The organism is Brachybacterium nesterenkovii (assembly GCF_900163655.1).
Classification (GTDB): Bacteria; Actinomycetota; Actinomycetes; order Actinomycetales; family Dermabacteraceae; genus Brachybacterium; species Brachybacterium nesterenkovii.
Map to the genome: position 1 here is coordinate 20,712 of NZ_FWFG01000110.1, position 15,580 is coordinate 36,291.

Sequence of the window (15,580 nt, forward strand, 5' to 3'; positions counted from 1 at the left end):
CTGACGTGCGACGGCGCTGGCCCCGGCCGGGGCATGCCCCTCATCCTAGGGGCGCTGCACGGCCTCCGGCAGGGCGGCTCAGATCTCGACGCCCAGGCGCACGGGCTCGGCCTCGAGGCGCACCCCGAAGCGCTCGGCGACGCCCGCCTGCACGGTCGTCGCGAGCTCGCGGAGGTCGTGGCTGGTGGCGCCGCCGCGGTTGGTCAGCGCGAGCGAGTGCTTGGTCGACAGCGACGCGCGCTCGGACACCGCGAAGCCCTTGTCGAAGCCCGCGTGCGAGATGAGCCAGGCGGCGCTCGTCTTGACGCGCCCCTCCCCCGCGGCGAACCGCGGCGCGTCCTCGGGCAGACGCGCGGCCTCCTCGGCCGTCAGGATCGGATTGGTGAAGAAGGAGCCGGCGCTCCAGGTGTCGTGGTCGCGGCTGTCCAGCACCATCCCCTTGGAGGCGCGGATGCGCAGCACCGTCTCGCGGACCGCGGTCATGGGCGCGCGGTCGCCGACCTCGACGCCCAGCTGCCGGGCGAGCTCGGCGTAGCGGATCGGCGCGGAGAGATCCCCCTGGCGGTGCTGGAACGTGACGGACAGGACGACGTAGCGCCCGGTGGCCGACGGCACGGGGCCGCCGTAGGGGGTGCGCTTGAAGATCGAATCGCGGTAGGCGAAGGCGCAGTCGGCGGCGAAGAAGGTGCGCACGGCCCCGGCCTCTCGGTCCCAGGTGCGCACGCGGGTGATGGTCTGGGCGACCTCCTGGCCGTACGCGCCGACGTTCTGGATCGGCACGGCGCCGACGGTCCCGGGGATCCCGGAGAGGGCCTCGATGCCGATGAGCTCGCGCTCGACCGCGTAGCGGACGGCATCGTCCCAGCGGACCCCGGCGAAGTGCTCGACGATCACGCCGCCGCAGGTGGCGCCCGGGATCTCGTCCGAGGCCGGGTCGACGGGGCGGCCGTCGGGCTCGCCGGATGTCGGGATCTCGCAGGAGGCGTCGAGCCGCGGCGCGCCGCCGCCGTCGCGGACCAGCACGACGGTACCCTCGAACGGGGCGTCGGAGGCGACGAGGTTGGAGCCGCCGCCGAGGACGAGCAGGGGCTCCCCTGCCTCATCGGCCTCGCGCACGGCGGCGATCAGCTCGTGCTCGTCCCGCGCCTCGACGAGGCGGCGGACGGGGCCGCCGATGCGCAGCGTGGTGAGGTCGGCCAGCGTCGAGGCGGACGACGGCATCGCGGGCGACGCGGATTCGCTCATGCCGCGCTCCCGGCGGAGGGCAGCGCGACGGTGGCCCGGGCGCGGCCGAGCACGGAGGCTCCGCCGACGACGGCGGTCAGGTCGATGCGGACCGTCCCGGCCTCCGCGTCGATCGCGCCGACGGTCGCGGTGACGGTCAGCTCGGTGGCCTCGAGCGCAGGGACGGGCACGGGCCGCGTGAAGCGGGCGCCGTACTCGCGGATCGCCCCGGGGTCGCCGATCCAGTCGGTCACGGCGTTGACCGCCGTGCCCATGGTCAGCATGCCGTGGGCGATGACGCCGTCGAGGCCGACGGACCGGGCGAACTCGTCGTTGTAGTGGATCGGGTTGAAGTCGCCGGAGGCGGCCGCGTAGCGCACGAGGGTGTCGCGGCTGATCGGGAAGATGCGCTCGGAGACGACGTCGCCGACGGCGAGGTCCGCGAGGCGGACGGGCGTGGTGGGAGTACTCATGGGATCTGCTTTTGGCTCCTTCACTCGCCGCGGACGACGAGGCTGCTGCGGACGGCGGCGACGTGCTCGCCCTGCTCGTCGGCCATCGCGACCGAGGTGGTGATCATGGCGTTGCCGCCCACGAGGCGGACGGACTCGACGGTCAGGGTCGGCACCAGCACATCCCCGGCGACGATGGGACGCGCGAGCGCGAAGCGCTCCTCGCCGTGGACCACGCGGGAGAAGTCGATGCCGGCGGCGGGGTCCTCGATGTAGGCGGCCTCGGTGCGCTGGGCCAGGGAGACCAGGAAGGTCGGCGGGGCGACGACGTCGCGGTGCCCGGCGGCGCGCGCCGCCTCGGGATCGGTGTGCAGCGGGCTGGTCGCGCCGGTGGCGGCGGCGAAGGCGGCGATCTGCTCCGCGGTGACCGCGGACGCCGGACCGGCGGGGTAGGTCCGGCCGGCGAACGACGGGTCGGGGGTCGTGCTCATCGGGTCTCCTCGGTCGGGAAGGGCGGGGTGCCGCGCAGGGGCGTCACCGGCATCATCGCCGGTGCGCGGCCGCGGTCCCGGGACGCGGGACCGGGAGCGGTCTCCGCATCGGGCTGACAGGACCGGGCCGGGATGCACGAGAGCCACCCGGGGGCTGTGCCTCCGAGTGGCTCTGGTGCGCGGTGCGGACCGTCAGCGGGTCTCGCGGTGCGCCGTCTGCTTGCCGCAGGTCGGGCAGAACTTCGAGAGCTCGAGCCGATCCGGAGTGTTGCGGCGGTTCTTCTTGGTGATGTAGTTGCGGGCCTTGCACTCGGTGCAGGCCATCGTGATCTTCGGACGCACGTCAGAGCTCTTGCTCGCCATGACTCGCCTCTCTGAGTCGGGCGCGCGCTCTGGCCCGCGCGCCGGTGGTGCCCTCGCATGCGAGGGACGGATGTTCGTGCACTCCCCGCCGCCGCGGGGCGGAGGGGAATGGTACCGAGGGCGGGGATCGAACCCGCGACCTCACGATTATGAGTCGTGCGCTCTAACCGTCTGAGCTACCCCGGCCTGATCGGCATATCGGCCCGGCCTCGTACGAGACCGGGCCGATGCCCATCAGAGCCCTGAAAGGGAATCGAACCCTTGACCTTCTCCTTACCATGGAGATGCTCTGCCGACTGAGCTATCAGGGCAAGCCCGGAGAACTCTACAGTCGCGATGACCTGCGGACAAACCGCGCGAGTCCTTCGGTGCCTGGGATCACACGCATGCGATCCTCGGCGTGGCAGGTGAGGGATTCGAACCCCCGTAGGCATAGCCAGCTGATTTACAGTCAGCCCCCTTTGGCCACTCGGGTAACCTGCCGGGAAGGCGTTCGGCGCCGCGCCCCCGAGCCGTGAAGCCGGGCGACCGCAGAACCGGACTGGATCATCCTACAGACCTGCCCGGGATCGCGCGAACCGGGGGCGGGCCAGCGGCGCATGAGGCTGATCACAGGGCCGATGCCGCCCGTCTACAGTGGGCGGCGGGCCGAGCCGGCGCGGGCGCCGCCCGCGCACCGCCCCGCACACCACGAGCACCATCCGCACACCACGAGCACCACCCGCACACCACGACCAGAAGGACCGTCATGGCCGATTCCTCGTTCGACATCGTCTCCAAGCTCGACCGCCAGGAGGTCGACAACGCCGTCAACCAGGCCGCCAAGGAGATCGGGCAGCGCTACGACTTCCGCGGCACGGGCGCGAGCGTCACGCTCTCCGGCGACGAGATCGTCATGGTCGCCAATGCCGAGGAGCGCGTGCTGGCCGTCCTGGACGTGCTGCAGTCCAAGCTGATCCGCCGCGGCCTCTCGCTGAAGTCGCTCGACGTGGGCGAGCCCAAGCAGTCCGGCAAGGAGGTGCGCCTGGTCGCCGCGCTCAAGGAGGGCATCGCCTCCGATGAGGCCAAGAAGATCTCCAAGATCATCCGCGACGAGGGCCCCAAGGGCGTCAAGGCGCAGATCCAGGGCGACGAGCTCCGCGTCTCCTCCAAGAGCCGCGACGATCTGCAGCAGGTGATCGCGCTGCTCAAGGGCAAGGACCTCGAGACGGCGCTGCAGTTCGTCAATTATCGCTGATCCCCCTGGCCCCGGGCCCGATCGGTCCGGCAGGCGCAGAGCACGAGGCGGCCGCCACCCTCCCTCATGGGAGCGGGGGGCGGCCGCCTCTGTCGCATCCGGGCGACAGCGGGCCTGCCCTCCGCCGCACCCTCGCGGCTCGCAGCGAGACTGCGGTACGACTCCTGGCGGCTCGCAGCGAGACTGCGGGGCGACCCCTCGCGGCCCGCGGCGAGACTGCGGGACGGGCCTGTCAGCGCATCGCTCCGAAGGGCCCGGACGGCATGCGACGGGCCATGTCCTCGAGCCGCGCGATCCGCTGCTCCATCGGCGGGTGCGTGGAGAACAGTCCGCTCACGCCCTCGCCGGGGCGGAAGGGACTGGCGATCATGAGGTGCGAGGAGTTGACGATCTCCTGCTCGGGCCGCAGGGGCCGCGCGGCGACGCCGCCGGAGATCTTCGCGAGGGCGGAGGCCAGCCCCAGCGGGTCCCCGGTCAGGCGCGCCCCGTCCTCGTCGGCGTCGTACTCCCGGGTGCGCGAGATCGCCAGCTGGATCAGCGAGGCGGCCAGCGGCGCGAGGATCATGGCCGCGAGCGCGCCGATGATGCCGCCGCCCTCCCGGTCGCGGCCGCCGCCCGCCCACAGCGCCATCTGCGCGAGAGAGGTGATGATGCCCGCGATGCCCGCGGCCACCGAGCTGGTGAGGATGTCCCGGTTGTAGACGTGCATGAGCTCGTGGCCCAGCACGCCGCGCAGCTCGCGCTCGTCCAGCATCCGCAGGATCCCCTGCGTCGCGCAGACGGCGGCATGCCGCGGGCTGCGCCCGGTGGCGAAGGCGTTGGGCTGCTCGGTGGGCGAGACGTAGAGGCGGGGCATCGGCTGTCCCGCCTCGCGGGCGAGCTCCTCGACGATCGCGTGGAGGCGAGGGGCTTCCTGGCGGCTCACCGGGACGGCGCGCATGGCGCGCAGAGCGATCCGGTCGGAGTTCCAGAAGCTGATGAACGTCCCGATGAGGCCGATCAGCGCGAAGATCCAGACGAACCGAGCGCTGCCGTCCCCGATCAGCCAGCCCAGGGCCAGCAGGACGCCCCACAGCGCCCCGAACAGCGCCGCCGTCTTCACGGTGTTCATCGCTCCGCGGCCCATCTGCACCCCGGCTCCCTTCCGCACCCCGGCGTCCTTCGTCCACGCGGCGAGGGCGGGCGCGCACCCGTCCTGCCTGCGTGGCGGCCAGTGTACGAGCGGTTCCGGACCGTCAGCTGGGCGTCCCGGACGCACCGCGGCCCCGCAGCTGCGAAGGAGGCTGCGGGGCCGTCGGGCCTGGGGCGCTCGGAGAGCGCCGGCTCAGTTCTGGTTCGAGGTGTCGTCCTGCTCGTCCGCGTGGGTGTTCAGGTCGGTCGACTTGGTGTTGTACAGGTCGGTCACCTGGGCGACGATGCCGCCGACGTAGCTGGTCCAGTCGCCCTTGAAGGTGTCGGCGTCGGGGCCGACCCACTCGACGCCCTGCACCTGGCCGGTGAGGGTCTCGAAGAGCTCCTGCGTCTGGGTGCCGGCGTTCTTGATCGCCTCAGCGGTGTCGCGCCCCTGGTCCGGGTTCATTCCCTTGAAAGCCATTGTTCAATCCCCTTCGTGTGATGTGAGTTCGTGGTGGAGGCGGACCCGGCTCAGGCGGAGGCCTGGCGCTGCTGCTGGGCGTTGGTGGTCAGACGCTGGGCGAGCTCGGTGCCCTGGCGCACGAGGTCCTGGACCTGGGAGCCCAGGTCCTCGAACTCGGAGACGTAGCGATCACGGTCCTCACCGGTCCAGTCGAGGCCCTCGAGGGCGTCGCGAGCGGTGTTGTAGAGCTGCGTGGCCTGGTCAGTGGCGTCCTGGACAGAGGTCGCGAGCTGCTCGACGGCCTCCGGATTCATGCCCTTCTTCATGGTTACCCCTCCGTGTGTTCGTTGGTGTTGCTCTCGGTCCCACCGACCGGGAGCTCCGCGGCGTCGCGCCGCTTCCTCGATCCCGTCCCTCGGTGATGGCTCCAGATTAGGGAGACGCGGGCCACAGGGCGATGGGGACAACTCCCCATGTGGATCACCGTGCTTCCGCCGCTCCTCGCCTATCCCGGCCCATGCCGCAAAGAAACACCTCTGACCTGCGGTGACGCTTCGATCAGGACCGGCGGCGGCCAGCGCTCCGCGACTCCTCCACACCCCGCGGAGCCGGACGTTCACCGGTCCGACGCTCTGCGGTCATCAGCGGTTCACCGCGCCGAGCGCGGTCAGGGCGCGATCAGGGGATGTCGATCCGGACGGAGTCCTGCATGCCCCGGATGATCTCGATCTGCGTGTCAGCCCGCTCGGCCCCGCAGCTGCCGACCACCTCGACCACGTCGGTGGCGCTCCCCCGGTCCAGCACGCAGTACCGGGATGCCTGGACCACCGTGTCCGCGCCCGCCTGCGTGTACCCGTACTCGCTCGCCAGCCAGCTGCGCCCTGCGATCTCGAGCTCGCCCGTCCCCAGGTCCTCGTGCGCGGGCAGCTCGGCTGTGCGCCGCGCGAGATCAGCGGCGACCGAGGACAGCTCCGTGCCGGCGGCGGCCCGCTGGACGCTCACGACGAGATTGGTGCGGAAGCCCGCGTCGCGCGCGGGCTCGGCCGCTGCGATCTGGACGCCGGGGACGGTGAGGATCTCCCAGCCGTCGGGGAGCGACAGGGAGATCCGCGGCGGGCCGGGCAGCTCGGCGCTCGGATACGTGACTGTCGTGGGCATCTCGCAGAGTGCTCCTCGGGTCGGTGGCGCCCAAGATACCAACCCCGCGATCCGTCGTCCTCGGTTCTGCGGCAGGGCCCTCGGTTCTGCGGCGGTCTGCGGCCCCGGATGCGCGAGCCCCCGTCGGCGGCGAACCGCTCCCCGGAGGGCGGAGCCGAGTTCTCGGTCCGGTATCCGGGGAGCAGTCCGACGGTGCCGACGGGGGCTCCGTCCCCTCAGGCGTCCTCCCGGCCGGGAGCGACGCCGCGGGGAATGCTCAGGAGGAGGCCGCGTCCTGCTGCGCCGCGTTCGACTCGGCCGTGGTGCCGAGCTCGCCGACCGACTGCGAGATCTCCTGGAGGGCGGGGACCATTTCGCCCTCCCACTGCGAGCGGAAGCGATCGGCGTCCGGTCCCGTCCAGTCGACCTCCGCGAGGCCCGCGGTGAGCTCGTCCTTGATGCCCGTGATCTCCTCGGAGGCGTCGGCGAGCATCTGCGCCATGCGGCGGACCTCCTCGACGGCCATGCCCTTCGTCGCGTTCATGCTGGTTCCCTTCCCCTGCGCCAGTCCCTGCGGTTCCGCTCGGCCCCTGCCCCGGCGAGGGCGGGCGGCCCGGCCCGGCCGACGGCCGACCCCGCGTTCGATGTCCTCGTCAGCGTAGGGCGCGCCGCGGGCCGCGGACATGGGGAGCACTCCCCATGTGGACGGACACCGGTGTGGAGGAAACGCCGAGGACGGCGCATCGGGAGCAGGAGCGTGCGCACTGACCTGTCCGTCAGCCGGTCACCTGCGCCACCTGCACCTTGACGGCGCGTCCGGACGCGACGAGGAAGCCGCGGCCCGGCGGGAAGTCCTTCTGGCGCACGCGCCCGAGCGGCGTGCCCAGCAGGGTGTCGCCGTCGCCGTCGGACGGCTGCAGCAGCAGGCCGCGGCGGCCGGACTTGAAGGGCTTGGCCAGCTGGTAGGCCTGCGACCAGGTCGACGACTCGTTCTCGCCCACGACGAACTGGCCCTCCCGGGTGGCGGCGCGGATCAGCTTCTCCAGATCGTTCTCGGCGCCCGTCCCGGTGAAGTCCGCGACCCCGTCGATGAACAGGGCGAGGCGGCCCTCCGGGACGGCGCCGGCCTCGATCGTCTGGGTCAGCTGCTGCGCGAGCGCGCGCACCTGCTCCGGATCCGAGGCCTCCACGTCCCAGACGGCATCGCCCGTCAGCGGCGTCCGGCGTGCCGAGAAGCGGACCAGGCGCATCGGCACCTCGAGCGCGCGCAGCCCGGTGGCGAGGGTCAGCTGGGCCGTCGTGCGGCCCGCCCCGATGGGCCCGGAGATCATGAACGCGCCGCGCGGCTCGAAGGCGAGCTCCGCCATCGTCTCGTCGGCCAGGCCGAGCACCGGCTGCCCGTCCACCAGCGGCCGCAGGCCGGACAGCTCGACGCGCTCGGGCAGGGGCGCCACCGGAGGCGCCTGCGCGACCCCCGCGCGCCGCATCGCCGCGGCGAGCTTGGAGACCTCGCGCGACTGGATGGCGACGTTCGCGTCGCCGCCGTGCACCGCGATCTGGACCTCGTGCCCCTCGAGGATCGCCCGGCCGGGGGGCGAGGAGCCGTCGAGCACGTCCTTGGTCTCCCCGAACATCCCGTAGTCGTCGGCCGAGGCCATGCGGTGGATCAGGCGGCGCTGGATCGACGAGCCCAGCGACGCCGGCACGGCGTTGGGCCGGTCGCCCGTGACGATCACGTGCACGCCGACGGGACGGCCGTCCGTCGCGATCTGCACGAAGGTCGTGAACCACTTGGCGAGGTTGGAGTAGTCGTAGGCCTCGCGGAAGGCGGCCATGCCGTCGACCAGCAGCAGGATGCGCGGGGTCTCGGGCGCGCTCGCGAGGCGGCGGTACTCGGTCACCGAGCCCGCACGCACGCGCGCGAACTCCTTGGCGCGGTCGTCCACGATCTGGCGCAGGGTCCGCAGGAGGCGGATCACCCGCTCCTCGTCGTCTCCCGGGATGATCGCGCCGACGTGCGGGAGCTCCTCGAGCATCGTCAGGCCCGAGGCCCCGAAGTCGAGGCCGTACACGTGGACCGGCCCGCCGCGGACCGTCGAGGCGGCGGCGATCGCGATGGTCCGCAGGGTCGTCGACTTGCCCGAGCCGCCGGTGCCGTACACGGCCATGTTCCCGTCGCGGTCCGGGACGTAGGAGACGGTCGGCTGCGCCTGGTCCTCGGGGACGTCCATGACGCCCAGCAGCAGCTCCTCGTCGGTGCGCCGGGTGGGCAGGCGCGACAGGTCGTAGGCGGCGGCGAGCTCCGACAGCCACGGCTTGCGGGGCGCGGGCACGCCGGCGTCGTCGGCGGCCCGCGTGATGGTGCGGACCATGCGGGAGATGTCGTTGGGCCCCGGGTCCTTGACCTCGGTGACGACGGGCCGCGGGATGTCCCAGGCCTCGCCGGTGCCGAAGGCGCGCTCGACGATGTCGATCCGGGCGCGCTCGGGCTCGTCGGTCGTCCAGCCGCCGGCGTAGCCGGTCTGGAACGTCGCGATGCGGCCCGGCCCCGTCTTGGCGGCCGCGCGCCCGGGGATCCCCGGGTCGAAGTGCGCGGCCATCTGGTCGCCGAGGATGTCCTTGGAGTCGGCCTCGTCCGCCATCCGCAGGGCGATGCGCAGGTTTGTGTTGGCCCGCAGGTTCTCCTTGATGACGCCCGCGGGGCGCTGGGTGGCCAGGATCAGGTGCAGCCCGAGCGAGCGCCCGCGCGCCGCGACGTCCACGACGCCGTCGACGAACTCCGGGATCTCCTTGGCCAGGGCCGCGAACTCGTCGACGATGATGATCAGGCTGGGCGGGCACTCGGGGTCGCCCGTGCGCTCGAGCGAGATCAGGTCCTTGGCCTTCTTCCGGTTCAGCAGGTGCTCGCGGTAGTGCAGCTCCGCGCGCAGCGACGTGAGCGCTCTGCGCACCAGGTGCGGGGACAGGTCGGTGACCAGGCCGACCGCGTGGGGCAGCGTGATCGCGTCGGCGAAGGCGGCGCCGCCCTTGTAGTCGACGAACAGGAAGGTGACCCGGTCGGGGCTGTGCGCGGTGGCCATGCCCATCACCCAGGCCTGCAGGAACTCGGACTTGCCGGCGCCCGTCGTGCCGCCCACCAGGGCGTGCGGGCCCTGCGTGCGCAGGTCGAGCGAGAACGCGTCGGTGCCGTCGTGGCCGATGAGGCCGCGCAGGTTCCCGTCGTGGCTGCGGCGCACGGGGGCGCCGCCGTCGCGCGGGGTCAGCGAGCCGTTCTCCTTCCAGCGCTCCACGATCGCCGTCGGGTCCTCCGCGAGCTCGGTGCCCGCGAGCTTGAGCCAGTTGATCGACCGCGGCAGGTCCGAGTCGTCGTCGATCGGCACGCCCGCGTCGACCAGGGGCGCCAGGTGGCGGGCGACCCCCGTCGCGACGTCCACCGACACCGTCTCGACGGTCACCGGGTAGGAGCGCTCGCCGCGCCGCACATGCCCCGAGCTCGCGCCCTCGACCGCGGCGTCGACCGAGACGTAGGTGCGGCATGCGGCCGGGAGGGCGGCGACGTCGGCGGCGCACCACAGGACGTGCACGCCGACGTCCGGCCCGCGCTCGGCGATGCGGACCAGGCGGGCCCGGTCCACGGGGGCGTCGTCCTCGACGACGAGCACGAGCGACGGGGTCACGGGCTCCGCGGGCTCCTCGGGCGGGTCGGAGACGTCGATCGTGAGGGGGCGTCGCAGCTGCGCCGGGGCGCCCTCGCCGCGCTGCTCGATGAGCTCCTCGATCCGGGAGATGAGCGAGATGCCCTGCAGGCGCGTGGATGCGAGGTGGTCGCCCGGCAGCGGCGAATGCGGGCTCGAGGTGTGCGGCAGCCACTTGAGCCATTCCCAGTCGGCCAGGCTCGTGCTCGACGTGATCGCCGCCAGCGCGACGTCCGCCGGCGAGTGCAGGCCCGCCAGCTGCATGAGGATCCCGCGCGCGGTCCCGGCGGCCTCTCCCCCGGCCCCGGCCACGCCGATGCTGCCGCACTCCCGCAGATCACCGACGATCGGCACGCCCGCGATCTGCGAGTACTCCTCCTGCATGTCGAGCAGCTCGTCCCAGAAGCGAGCGATGCAGTTGTTCTCGTTGGGCAGATCGATGCCCACCCGCGAGGGCGCGATCCCGATACCCAGGCGCACCGTGCCGAAGGCGTCGTGCTCCGGGCGGTGGGTCCACAGCAGGCGCCCGAGGCGGAACGCCGAGTCGACCGTGTCGGCGGCGCCCGGCGTCTCGACCAGGCGCACGGCGCGCTCGAGCTGCTGGGCGGCCGCGACACGTCGCTTGAGGGAGGCCATGCCCTCGCCGAACTTCTCGATCTGCCGTTCGAGGTCCTTCTTCTGCTGGTAGCGGCGGTTCATGTATCCGGCGCCCGCCATCAGCGGCATCATGAACACGAACATGAGCGAGCGCGGCGAGCCGGTGAGCATGAACATGAACGCGCCCATGAACAGCGGGGCGAACAGCATGAAGATCGGGAACACCTGCGGGTTCTGCTCCCGCGGCGGCTCCGGCGCCCGCAGCGGCCGGTAGGGGAAGCGCGGCACCACGCGGGGCGAGCGGTTGAACTGCACCACCGGCGAGGACGGAGCCGCCCCGCCGGGCCGGTGCAGCAGCACCACGGCGAAGGACGTGTCGCCGATCAGGACCGTGTCCGCAGGGCCCATCACGGCACGCTCAACGCGCTCCCCCGCCATGACCACCCCGTTGGCGGAGTGGAGGTCCACGACCTCCACCGTGTCCGCGACGTTCACGCGGCAGTGGCGCCGGGAGAGCGCCGGGTCGGGGATGCGGATGTCGACGTCGCCCTCGCGCCCGATCGTGGTCGCCCCCGTCGGGAGCGGGAACTCGCGGCCCTCGGCAGGACCGGACAGCACGCGCAGGAGCGCGACTGCCGGCCCGCGGGCCTCCTCGCGGGTCGAGTACTGCGTCGAGGAGCGCGCGATCGAGACGACGCTGCCCGATCGCAGACCCGCCTGGATCAGGTCGATCTCGCGGTCCAGCGCCCGCACGCCCGTCGGCCCCGCCCCGGGGTCCTGGATCTGCAGGGTCAGCCCCTCGGGCGCCTGCACCCCGGCGCGCATCGGGTCGGCGAGGTACAGCGCGGTGGCGACGTCGGCGACGGTGGCGGTCGCGTCGGCCATCACCTCGAGGTCCGTCAGGCGGTCCTCGGGGCGGCGCAGGGTGAGCTTGATGCGCATGGGAGGGGCTGCTCCTGGGGGTGCGGGAGGGTCGTCGGGGCGGACGGGTCAGCGGGGGCGGTCGGGCACCGTCCGCGGCAGACGATCGGGCGCGAGGGCCCGGCGCAGGTCAGTCCTCGTCATCCGCGGACTTCTCGAGCAGCGGGAGGTCGTCGATCGTCACGAGCCGCGAGAACACCGCGTGCTCCACGAGCCGGGCGCGCCGGTTGCTGGCGAGCTTCCCGGGCCCTCCCCGCAGTCCGCGGACGCCGATGCGGTCGAGCTTGTCGCACACGTTGTCCAGCTTCCGGTTGAACTTCGTCGACGGCCAGCCGAGCCGGGCGGCTGCCTGCGCGGAGGTGGGCACGGAGGAGATACCGGAGCCCTCGCGGGTGAGCATCGGCTCGGCGAGCGCGAGGATGAGCTGCTTCTGGCTCAGGGTGAGCGCGATCGGGCCGACGGTCGTCTCCCCCACCGGGTCGTCGACGCTCGGCGTGCGCTCGAACTCGGGCGACTCGGCGTGGATCGAGAGGTCGTAGGTGGTCGGGCCGGCGGTGAACACCACCTTCGTCACGTCGAAGACGAGCGGGATGCGGGCACCGGGGGCGAGCCAGGCCTGCATCGTGCCGGTGGTGTCGGTGATCGTGGCCGACAGCCGCGCCCCGATGTTGACCAGCCACCACATCGAGTCGACCTGCACGATGGAGAGGAACTGCCGGTGCAGGAACGGGTTGTCCTCGTCGATCGTGAGCTGGGCGTCGCGCCCGATCGTGAGCTCCTCGCCCTCCTCGATCCGGAACCATTCGCCGCAGAACTCCACGGAGACCGCTGCCATCGTGCTCATCCCTCCCTCGTGCCCGCCGCCGGGATCGGCGACGGGGTCCTCACATGCATGCCTCGCCCGCGGACTGCGCCGCGCCGCTGGGCACGCGCACCGCGACCTGCACGCACGCGTGGTCGTGATGCGGCGGCGCGTTCATCACCATGGACTCGCGCCCTGCCACCTCCTGCGGCTCCCCGAACTGCCGGTAGCCGTCCTCCATATCCTTCCAGCTGACGAGGTAGACGTCGCCCTGCGCGAAGCCCTGCGGGCGGCTCCACGAGATGCGGGCCTTGTCGACCTCGGTCCCCGGCATGTCGATCTTCTCGATCCGGATGTCCGTGGGCGCGGCGACGTCGCGGTCGTCGAAGGCCACGGGCTCGGTGGTATCGTCCGGCGGCGTCGGTCCCTCCTTCTCGGGGAACGCCGCTCTGACTCCGAGCACGGCGCCGACCCCGACGGCGAGCACGAGCGCCCCGACCACGGACAGGACCAGCCACGGCGGCAGCCCCAGGCCACGCCCCTCCGGCTCCGGGTCCGGATCCGCCTCCGCCTCGAGGGGCGAGCGCGGGGGAAGGGATGCGGACGGCCGCAGCATGGTGCGCGGTGCCGTCGACTCCCCCGGCGCGGCTGCGCGCGAGGCCGCGAGCTCGCCGGGAGCCGGGGCGATGCCCGCGAACGGGTCGATCTCGCGCTGCGCGGGCGAGTGCGCTCCCGGTATGCCCATTGCGCCGTGCATGCCCTGCGCTCCCGGCACGCCCTGCGCCCCGGGGGCGCCCTGCATGCCCGGGGCGCCCGGGGCGATCGTCGTGATCGAGCGGATCCGCGTGTGCATGTCGAGGTCGTCGGGCTCGGCGCGGGCGGCGACCGGCTGCCGCGAGCGGTCCTCGAGGACGTCCATGGCCGTGACCGGCAGCGAGAGCTCCGCCTCGACCTGCTGCAGGGCGCGGCCGAAGGCGAGGGCGCTGTCGTAGCGCGCCGCGGGGTCCTTGGCCATCGCGACGGCCAGCACCCGGCTGAGGGAGGCCGGGGCGTCGGGCCTCTCCAGCGGCGGCAGCGGCATCGTCTCGATGCGCCGGATCAGCTCCGCGGCCGTGTTGCGCCGGTCCGTGGCCTCGAAGGGCGTGCGGCCGGCCAGGAGCGAGTAGACCGTCGCCGCGAGCGAGAACACGTCCGAGCGCACATCCGCGCGCGGCGGGTCCGCGAAGCACTCCGGCGGCGACCACGGGATCGACATCCCCGTGGAGTCCTCGATGTCCCCGGCCTCCGTCGTCGCGATCGAGATCCCGAAGTCCGTGAGCGCGGGACGGTTGTACTCGGTCACGAGGATGTTGGCCGGCTTGATGTCCCGGTGCAGCACCCCGGCGCGGTGCGCGGTCTCCACGGCACCGGCGATCATGACGCCCACGCGCAGGGCCTCCTCGACGGCGATGCGCTCGCTGCGGAAGCGGACGCCGTAGTTGGGTCGCGAGCAGTACTCCATGACAATGCACGGGCGCCCGTCATCGGCCACCTCGGCCTGGTGGATCGTGACGATCGAGGGGTGGGTGGACATCGCGGCCATGACGTTGGCCTCGGCCTCGAACTGGGCGCGCACGCCCAGGTCCCCGATGCCGGAGAGGAGCACCTTGACGGCGACCTCGCGCTGGGGGCGCTCCTGCCGGTACAGGAACACGTCCGCGAAGCCGCCGCCGCCGAGCACGGAGCGGAACTCGTAGCCGTCCAGCCGCGGCGGACGGGAGGGCGCGCGGGGGCTCATGCGCGCTCCGTCCAGCGCAGGATCACGCCGTCCCCGATGTCCAGGGCGTCGCCGCTGCGCAGCAGGACCGGGGTATGCGGTCGCAGGCGCACCTGCGCCTGCTGACCCCGCATCAGGCGGGTCCCGTTGGTTGTCGCGAGGTCCACCACCACGACATGCCAGCCCTCCGGCCGGATCTCCAGGTGGGAGCGGGAGATGTCCTGCTGGGGGCTCGGGACCGTCACCAGCAGCGGCACGTCGTCACCGCTCACGCGGGAGGCTCGCGGGCGACGCCCGAGGACGACCGTGCGATCCAGCCGCACCGAGCCGCCGGAGGAGATCTCGAGCGTTCCCAGCGGCGGCCGCTCGACGGAGCGGACCGACCCGTCCAGAGGCGCACCGCAGACGCGGCAGACACCGCTGTCCGGGGGCGACGGGTGCCCTGCGGCGCACAGCTGCGCGGCCACCATCACGGGGGCACCGGACGACGTCGACGGCTGCGAGCTCGGCGCCTGCGACCCCACGGCGGCGGGCGATGCCGCCGGCACCGCCGATGCGGACGCTCCGGGGTGCGGCGGGAGACCGCGGGCCGACGGGGTCGAGGACCCGGCGGCCTGCACAGCGGGCTGGGCCGGTCCGGTCGGGCGCGCTGTCGAGGACGCGGTGGCGGGAGGCGCCGTGGGCGATTCCCGAGGGGGGACCGACGAGGCGGAGGCGGAAGCGCCCGCCGCGGTCCGGCCCATGCCGGGGACCCAGTCGATGAACTCCACCGGGGCCGGAGCGTCCGCGACAGGAGCGGCCGGCGCCTGATCCGCCGCGCTCGGCTCCGGCACCTGCGCGGGCTCCGGATCGGGCTCAGGACGGTCGGCCGGATCGTCACCGCCCGGGCGCACCGCGGCGTCCTCGATGCGCCGGTGCAGCGTCGCGCCGAACAGCTCGTCATACGAGGAGTCCACGGGCTCATCGGGCGTGCTGCCCGGGGCCGCCGATGCCGTCGCAGGAGACGGCACGTCCGCAGGAGGCGGCGGATCTGCCGGAGGGGGCGCGGGAGCAGAAGCGGGAGCCGACCAAGGCGCAGGGGACGACATGGGCTCAGCGATCGGCGCGGGAGCCGGGGGCGGCGCCGGGGCTGGGGATGGTGCAGGAGCGGGCACAGGCGCAGGTGCAGGCACAGGCGCGGGTGCTGGTGCAGGTGCAGGCACCGGCACAGCTGCAGGCGCAGGCGCAGACTCGGCCGGTGCAGGGTCGTCGGGGACGAACTCCATCGTGGCGGGATCCTGCGCCGGCCGAGTCTGCGCCTGCGCCTGCAGCTGTGCCGGTGCCTGCACC

General features: G+C 73.0%; 14 protein-coding genes and 3 tRNA genes. 1 reads left to right on the plus strand and 16 read right to left on the minus strand.

From position 1 onward, the window contains the following. Window positions 1-78: 78 nt before the first annotated feature. The 7 genes from FM110_RS12840 to FM110_RS12870 form a co-directional block, all read right to left on the minus strand. Window positions 79-1,245 (minus strand): UDP-N-acetylmuramate dehydrogenase, encoded by a 1,167-nt coding sequence (locus FM110_RS12840; RefSeq protein WP_200810251.1) that lies wholly within the window; start codon window positions 1,243-1,245, stop codon window positions 79-81. Further along, window positions 1,242-1,697, minus strand: coding sequence for a MaoC family dehydratase (locus tag FM110_RS12845; protein WP_087105145.1), 456 nt, complete (start codon window positions 1,695-1,697; stop codon window positions 1,242-1,244). The genes FM110_RS12840 and FM110_RS12845 overlap by 4 nt, the downstream gene beginning before the upstream one ends. A gap of 20 nt (window positions 1,698-1,717) precedes the next feature. After that, complete coding sequence (locus FM110_RS12850; protein ID WP_087105146.1) at window positions 1,718-2,167, minus strand: FAS1-like dehydratase domain-containing protein; 450 nt, start codon at window positions 2,165-2,167, stop codon at window positions 1,718-1,720. 192 nt (window positions 2,168-2,359) lie between these two features. Beyond that, a complete protein-coding gene (gene rpmG / locus FM110_RS12855; RefSeq protein WP_017823818.1) occupies window positions 2,360-2,530 on the minus strand; it encodes a 50S ribosomal protein L33 in 171 nt (56 codons plus the stop codon). Window positions 2,531-2,639: 109 nt separating this feature from the next. Next, window positions 2,640-2,716 (minus strand) — tRNA-Met (locus tag FM110_RS12860). A 52-nt stretch (window positions 2,717-2,768) separates the two neighbouring features. Further along, window positions 2,769-2,841 (minus strand) — tRNA-Thr (locus FM110_RS12865). Between the two features lie 90 nt (window positions 2,842-2,931). After that, window positions 2,932-3,013 (minus strand) — tRNA-Tyr (locus FM110_RS12870). A 265-nt stretch (window positions 3,014-3,278) separates the two neighbouring features. Here FM110_RS12870 and FM110_RS12875 point away from each other — a divergent pair. Further along, window positions 3,279-3,767 carry a YajQ family cyclic di-GMP-binding protein gene (locus tag FM110_RS12875; RefSeq protein WP_087105147.1) on the plus strand — a complete coding sequence of 163 codons (489 nt, stop codon included), beginning with the start codon at window positions 3,279-3,281 and terminating at the stop codon, window positions 3,765-3,767. Between the two features lie 232 nt (window positions 3,768-3,999). On the opposite strand, the gene htpX is transcribed toward FM110_RS12875, so the two are convergent. From htpX to FM110_RS12920, 9 genes are all read right to left on the minus strand, one after another. Further along, the gene (gene htpX / locus FM110_RS12880; protein WP_407641048.1) at window positions 4,000-4,878 is read right to left on the minus strand and encodes a zinc metalloprotease HtpX; all 879 of its coding nucleotides are present in this window, start codon (window positions 4,876-4,878) and stop codon (window positions 4,000-4,002) included. Between the two features lie 213 nt (window positions 4,879-5,091). Next, window positions 5,092-5,361, minus strand: a complete 270-nt coding sequence (locus FM110_RS12885) for a hypothetical protein (RefSeq protein WP_143276398.1) — start codon at window positions 5,359-5,361, stop codon at window positions 5,092-5,094. 50 nt (window positions 5,362-5,411) lie between these two features. Beyond that, entirely contained in the window at window positions 5,412-5,669 is a 258-nt protein-coding gene (locus FM110_RS12890) for a WXG100 family type VII secretion target (RefSeq protein ID WP_087105149.1), read from the minus strand. 352 nt (window positions 5,670-6,021) lie between these two features. Further along, window positions 6,022-6,501 carry a hypothetical protein gene (locus FM110_RS12895; RefSeq protein WP_087105150.1) on the minus strand — a complete coding sequence of 160 codons (480 nt, stop codon included), beginning with the start codon at window positions 6,499-6,501 and terminating at the stop codon, window positions 6,022-6,024. 256 nt (window positions 6,502-6,757) lie between these two features. Continuing rightward, window positions 6,758-7,024, minus strand: a complete 267-nt coding sequence (locus tag FM110_RS12900) for a WXG100 family type VII secretion target (RefSeq protein WP_087105151.1) — start codon at window positions 7,022-7,024, stop codon at window positions 6,758-6,760. Window positions 7,025-7,256: 232 nt separating this feature from the next. Then, on the minus strand, window positions 7,257-11,714 hold the full coding sequence (locus FM110_RS12905; protein WP_087105152.1) for an FtsK/SpoIIIE domain-containing protein: 4,458 nt from the start codon (window positions 11,712-11,714) through the stop codon (window positions 7,257-7,259). 109 nt (window positions 11,715-11,823) lie between these two features. Then, on the minus strand, window positions 11,824-12,528 hold the full coding sequence (locus tag FM110_RS12910; RefSeq protein WP_087105161.1) for an FHA domain-containing protein: 705 nt from the start codon (window positions 12,526-12,528) through the stop codon (window positions 11,824-11,826). A gap of 49 nt (window positions 12,529-12,577) precedes the next feature. Then, window positions 12,578-14,272 carry a serine/threonine protein kinase gene (locus FM110_RS12915; protein WP_087105153.1) on the minus strand — a complete coding sequence of 565 codons (1,695 nt, stop codon included), beginning with the start codon at window positions 14,270-14,272 and terminating at the stop codon, window positions 12,578-12,580. Further along, entirely contained in the window at window positions 14,269-15,207 is a 939-nt protein-coding gene (locus FM110_RS12920; protein ID WP_087105154.1) for an FHA domain-containing protein, read from the minus strand. The genes FM110_RS12915 and FM110_RS12920 overlap by 4 nt, the downstream gene beginning before the upstream one ends. Between the last annotated feature and the right edge of the window lie 373 nt (window positions 15,208-15,580).

Coding starts and splice junctions, on each gene's coding strand:
- FM110_RS12850 (WP_087105146.1), bottom strand. CDS start 2,167: ATGAGCACGACCCCCGACCCGTCGTTCGCCGGCCGGACCTACCCCGCC.
- FM110_RS12885 (WP_143276398.1), bottom strand. CDS start 5,361: ATGGCTTTCAAGGGAATGAACCCGGACCAGGGGCGCGACACCGCTGAG.
- rpmG (WP_017823818.1), bottom strand. CDS start 2,530: ATGGCGAGCAAGAGCTCTGACGTGCGTCCGAAGATCACGATGGCCTGC.
- FM110_RS12900 (WP_087105151.1), bottom strand. CDS start 7,024: ATGAACGCGACGAAGGGCATGGCCGTCGAGGAGGTCCGCCGCATGGCG.
- htpX (WP_407641048.1), bottom strand. CDS start 4,878: ATGAACACCGTGAAGACGGCGGCGCTGTTCGGGGCGCTGTGGGGCGTC.
- FM110_RS12915 (WP_087105153.1), bottom strand. CDS start 14,272: ATGAGCCCCCGCGCGCCCTCCCGTCCGCCGCGGCTGGACGGCTACGAG.
- FM110_RS12910 (WP_087105161.1), bottom strand. CDS start 12,528: ATGGCAGCGGTCTCCGTGGAGTTCTGCGGCGAATGGTTCCGGATCGAG.
- FM110_RS12875 (WP_087105147.1), top strand. CDS start 3,279: ATGGCCGATTCCTCGTTCGACATCGTCTCCAAGCTCGACCGCCAGGAG.
- FM110_RS12840 (WP_200810251.1), bottom strand. CDS start 1,245: ATGAGCGAATCCGCGTCGCCCGCGATGCCGTCGTCCGCCTCGACGCTG.
- FM110_RS12905 (WP_087105152.1), bottom strand. CDS start 11,714: ATGCGCATCAAGCTCACCCTGCGCCGCCCCGAGGACCGCCTGACGGAC.
- FM110_RS12890 (WP_087105149.1), bottom strand. CDS start 5,669: ATGAAGAAGGGCATGAATCCGGAGGCCGTCGAGCAGCTCGCGACCTCT.
- FM110_RS12895 (WP_087105150.1), bottom strand. CDS start 6,501: ATGCCCACGACAGTCACGTATCCGAGCGCCGAGCTGCCCGGCCCGCCG.
- FM110_RS12845 (WP_087105145.1), bottom strand. CDS start 1,697: ATGAGTACTCCCACCACGCCCGTCCGCCTCGCGGACCTCGCCGTCGGC.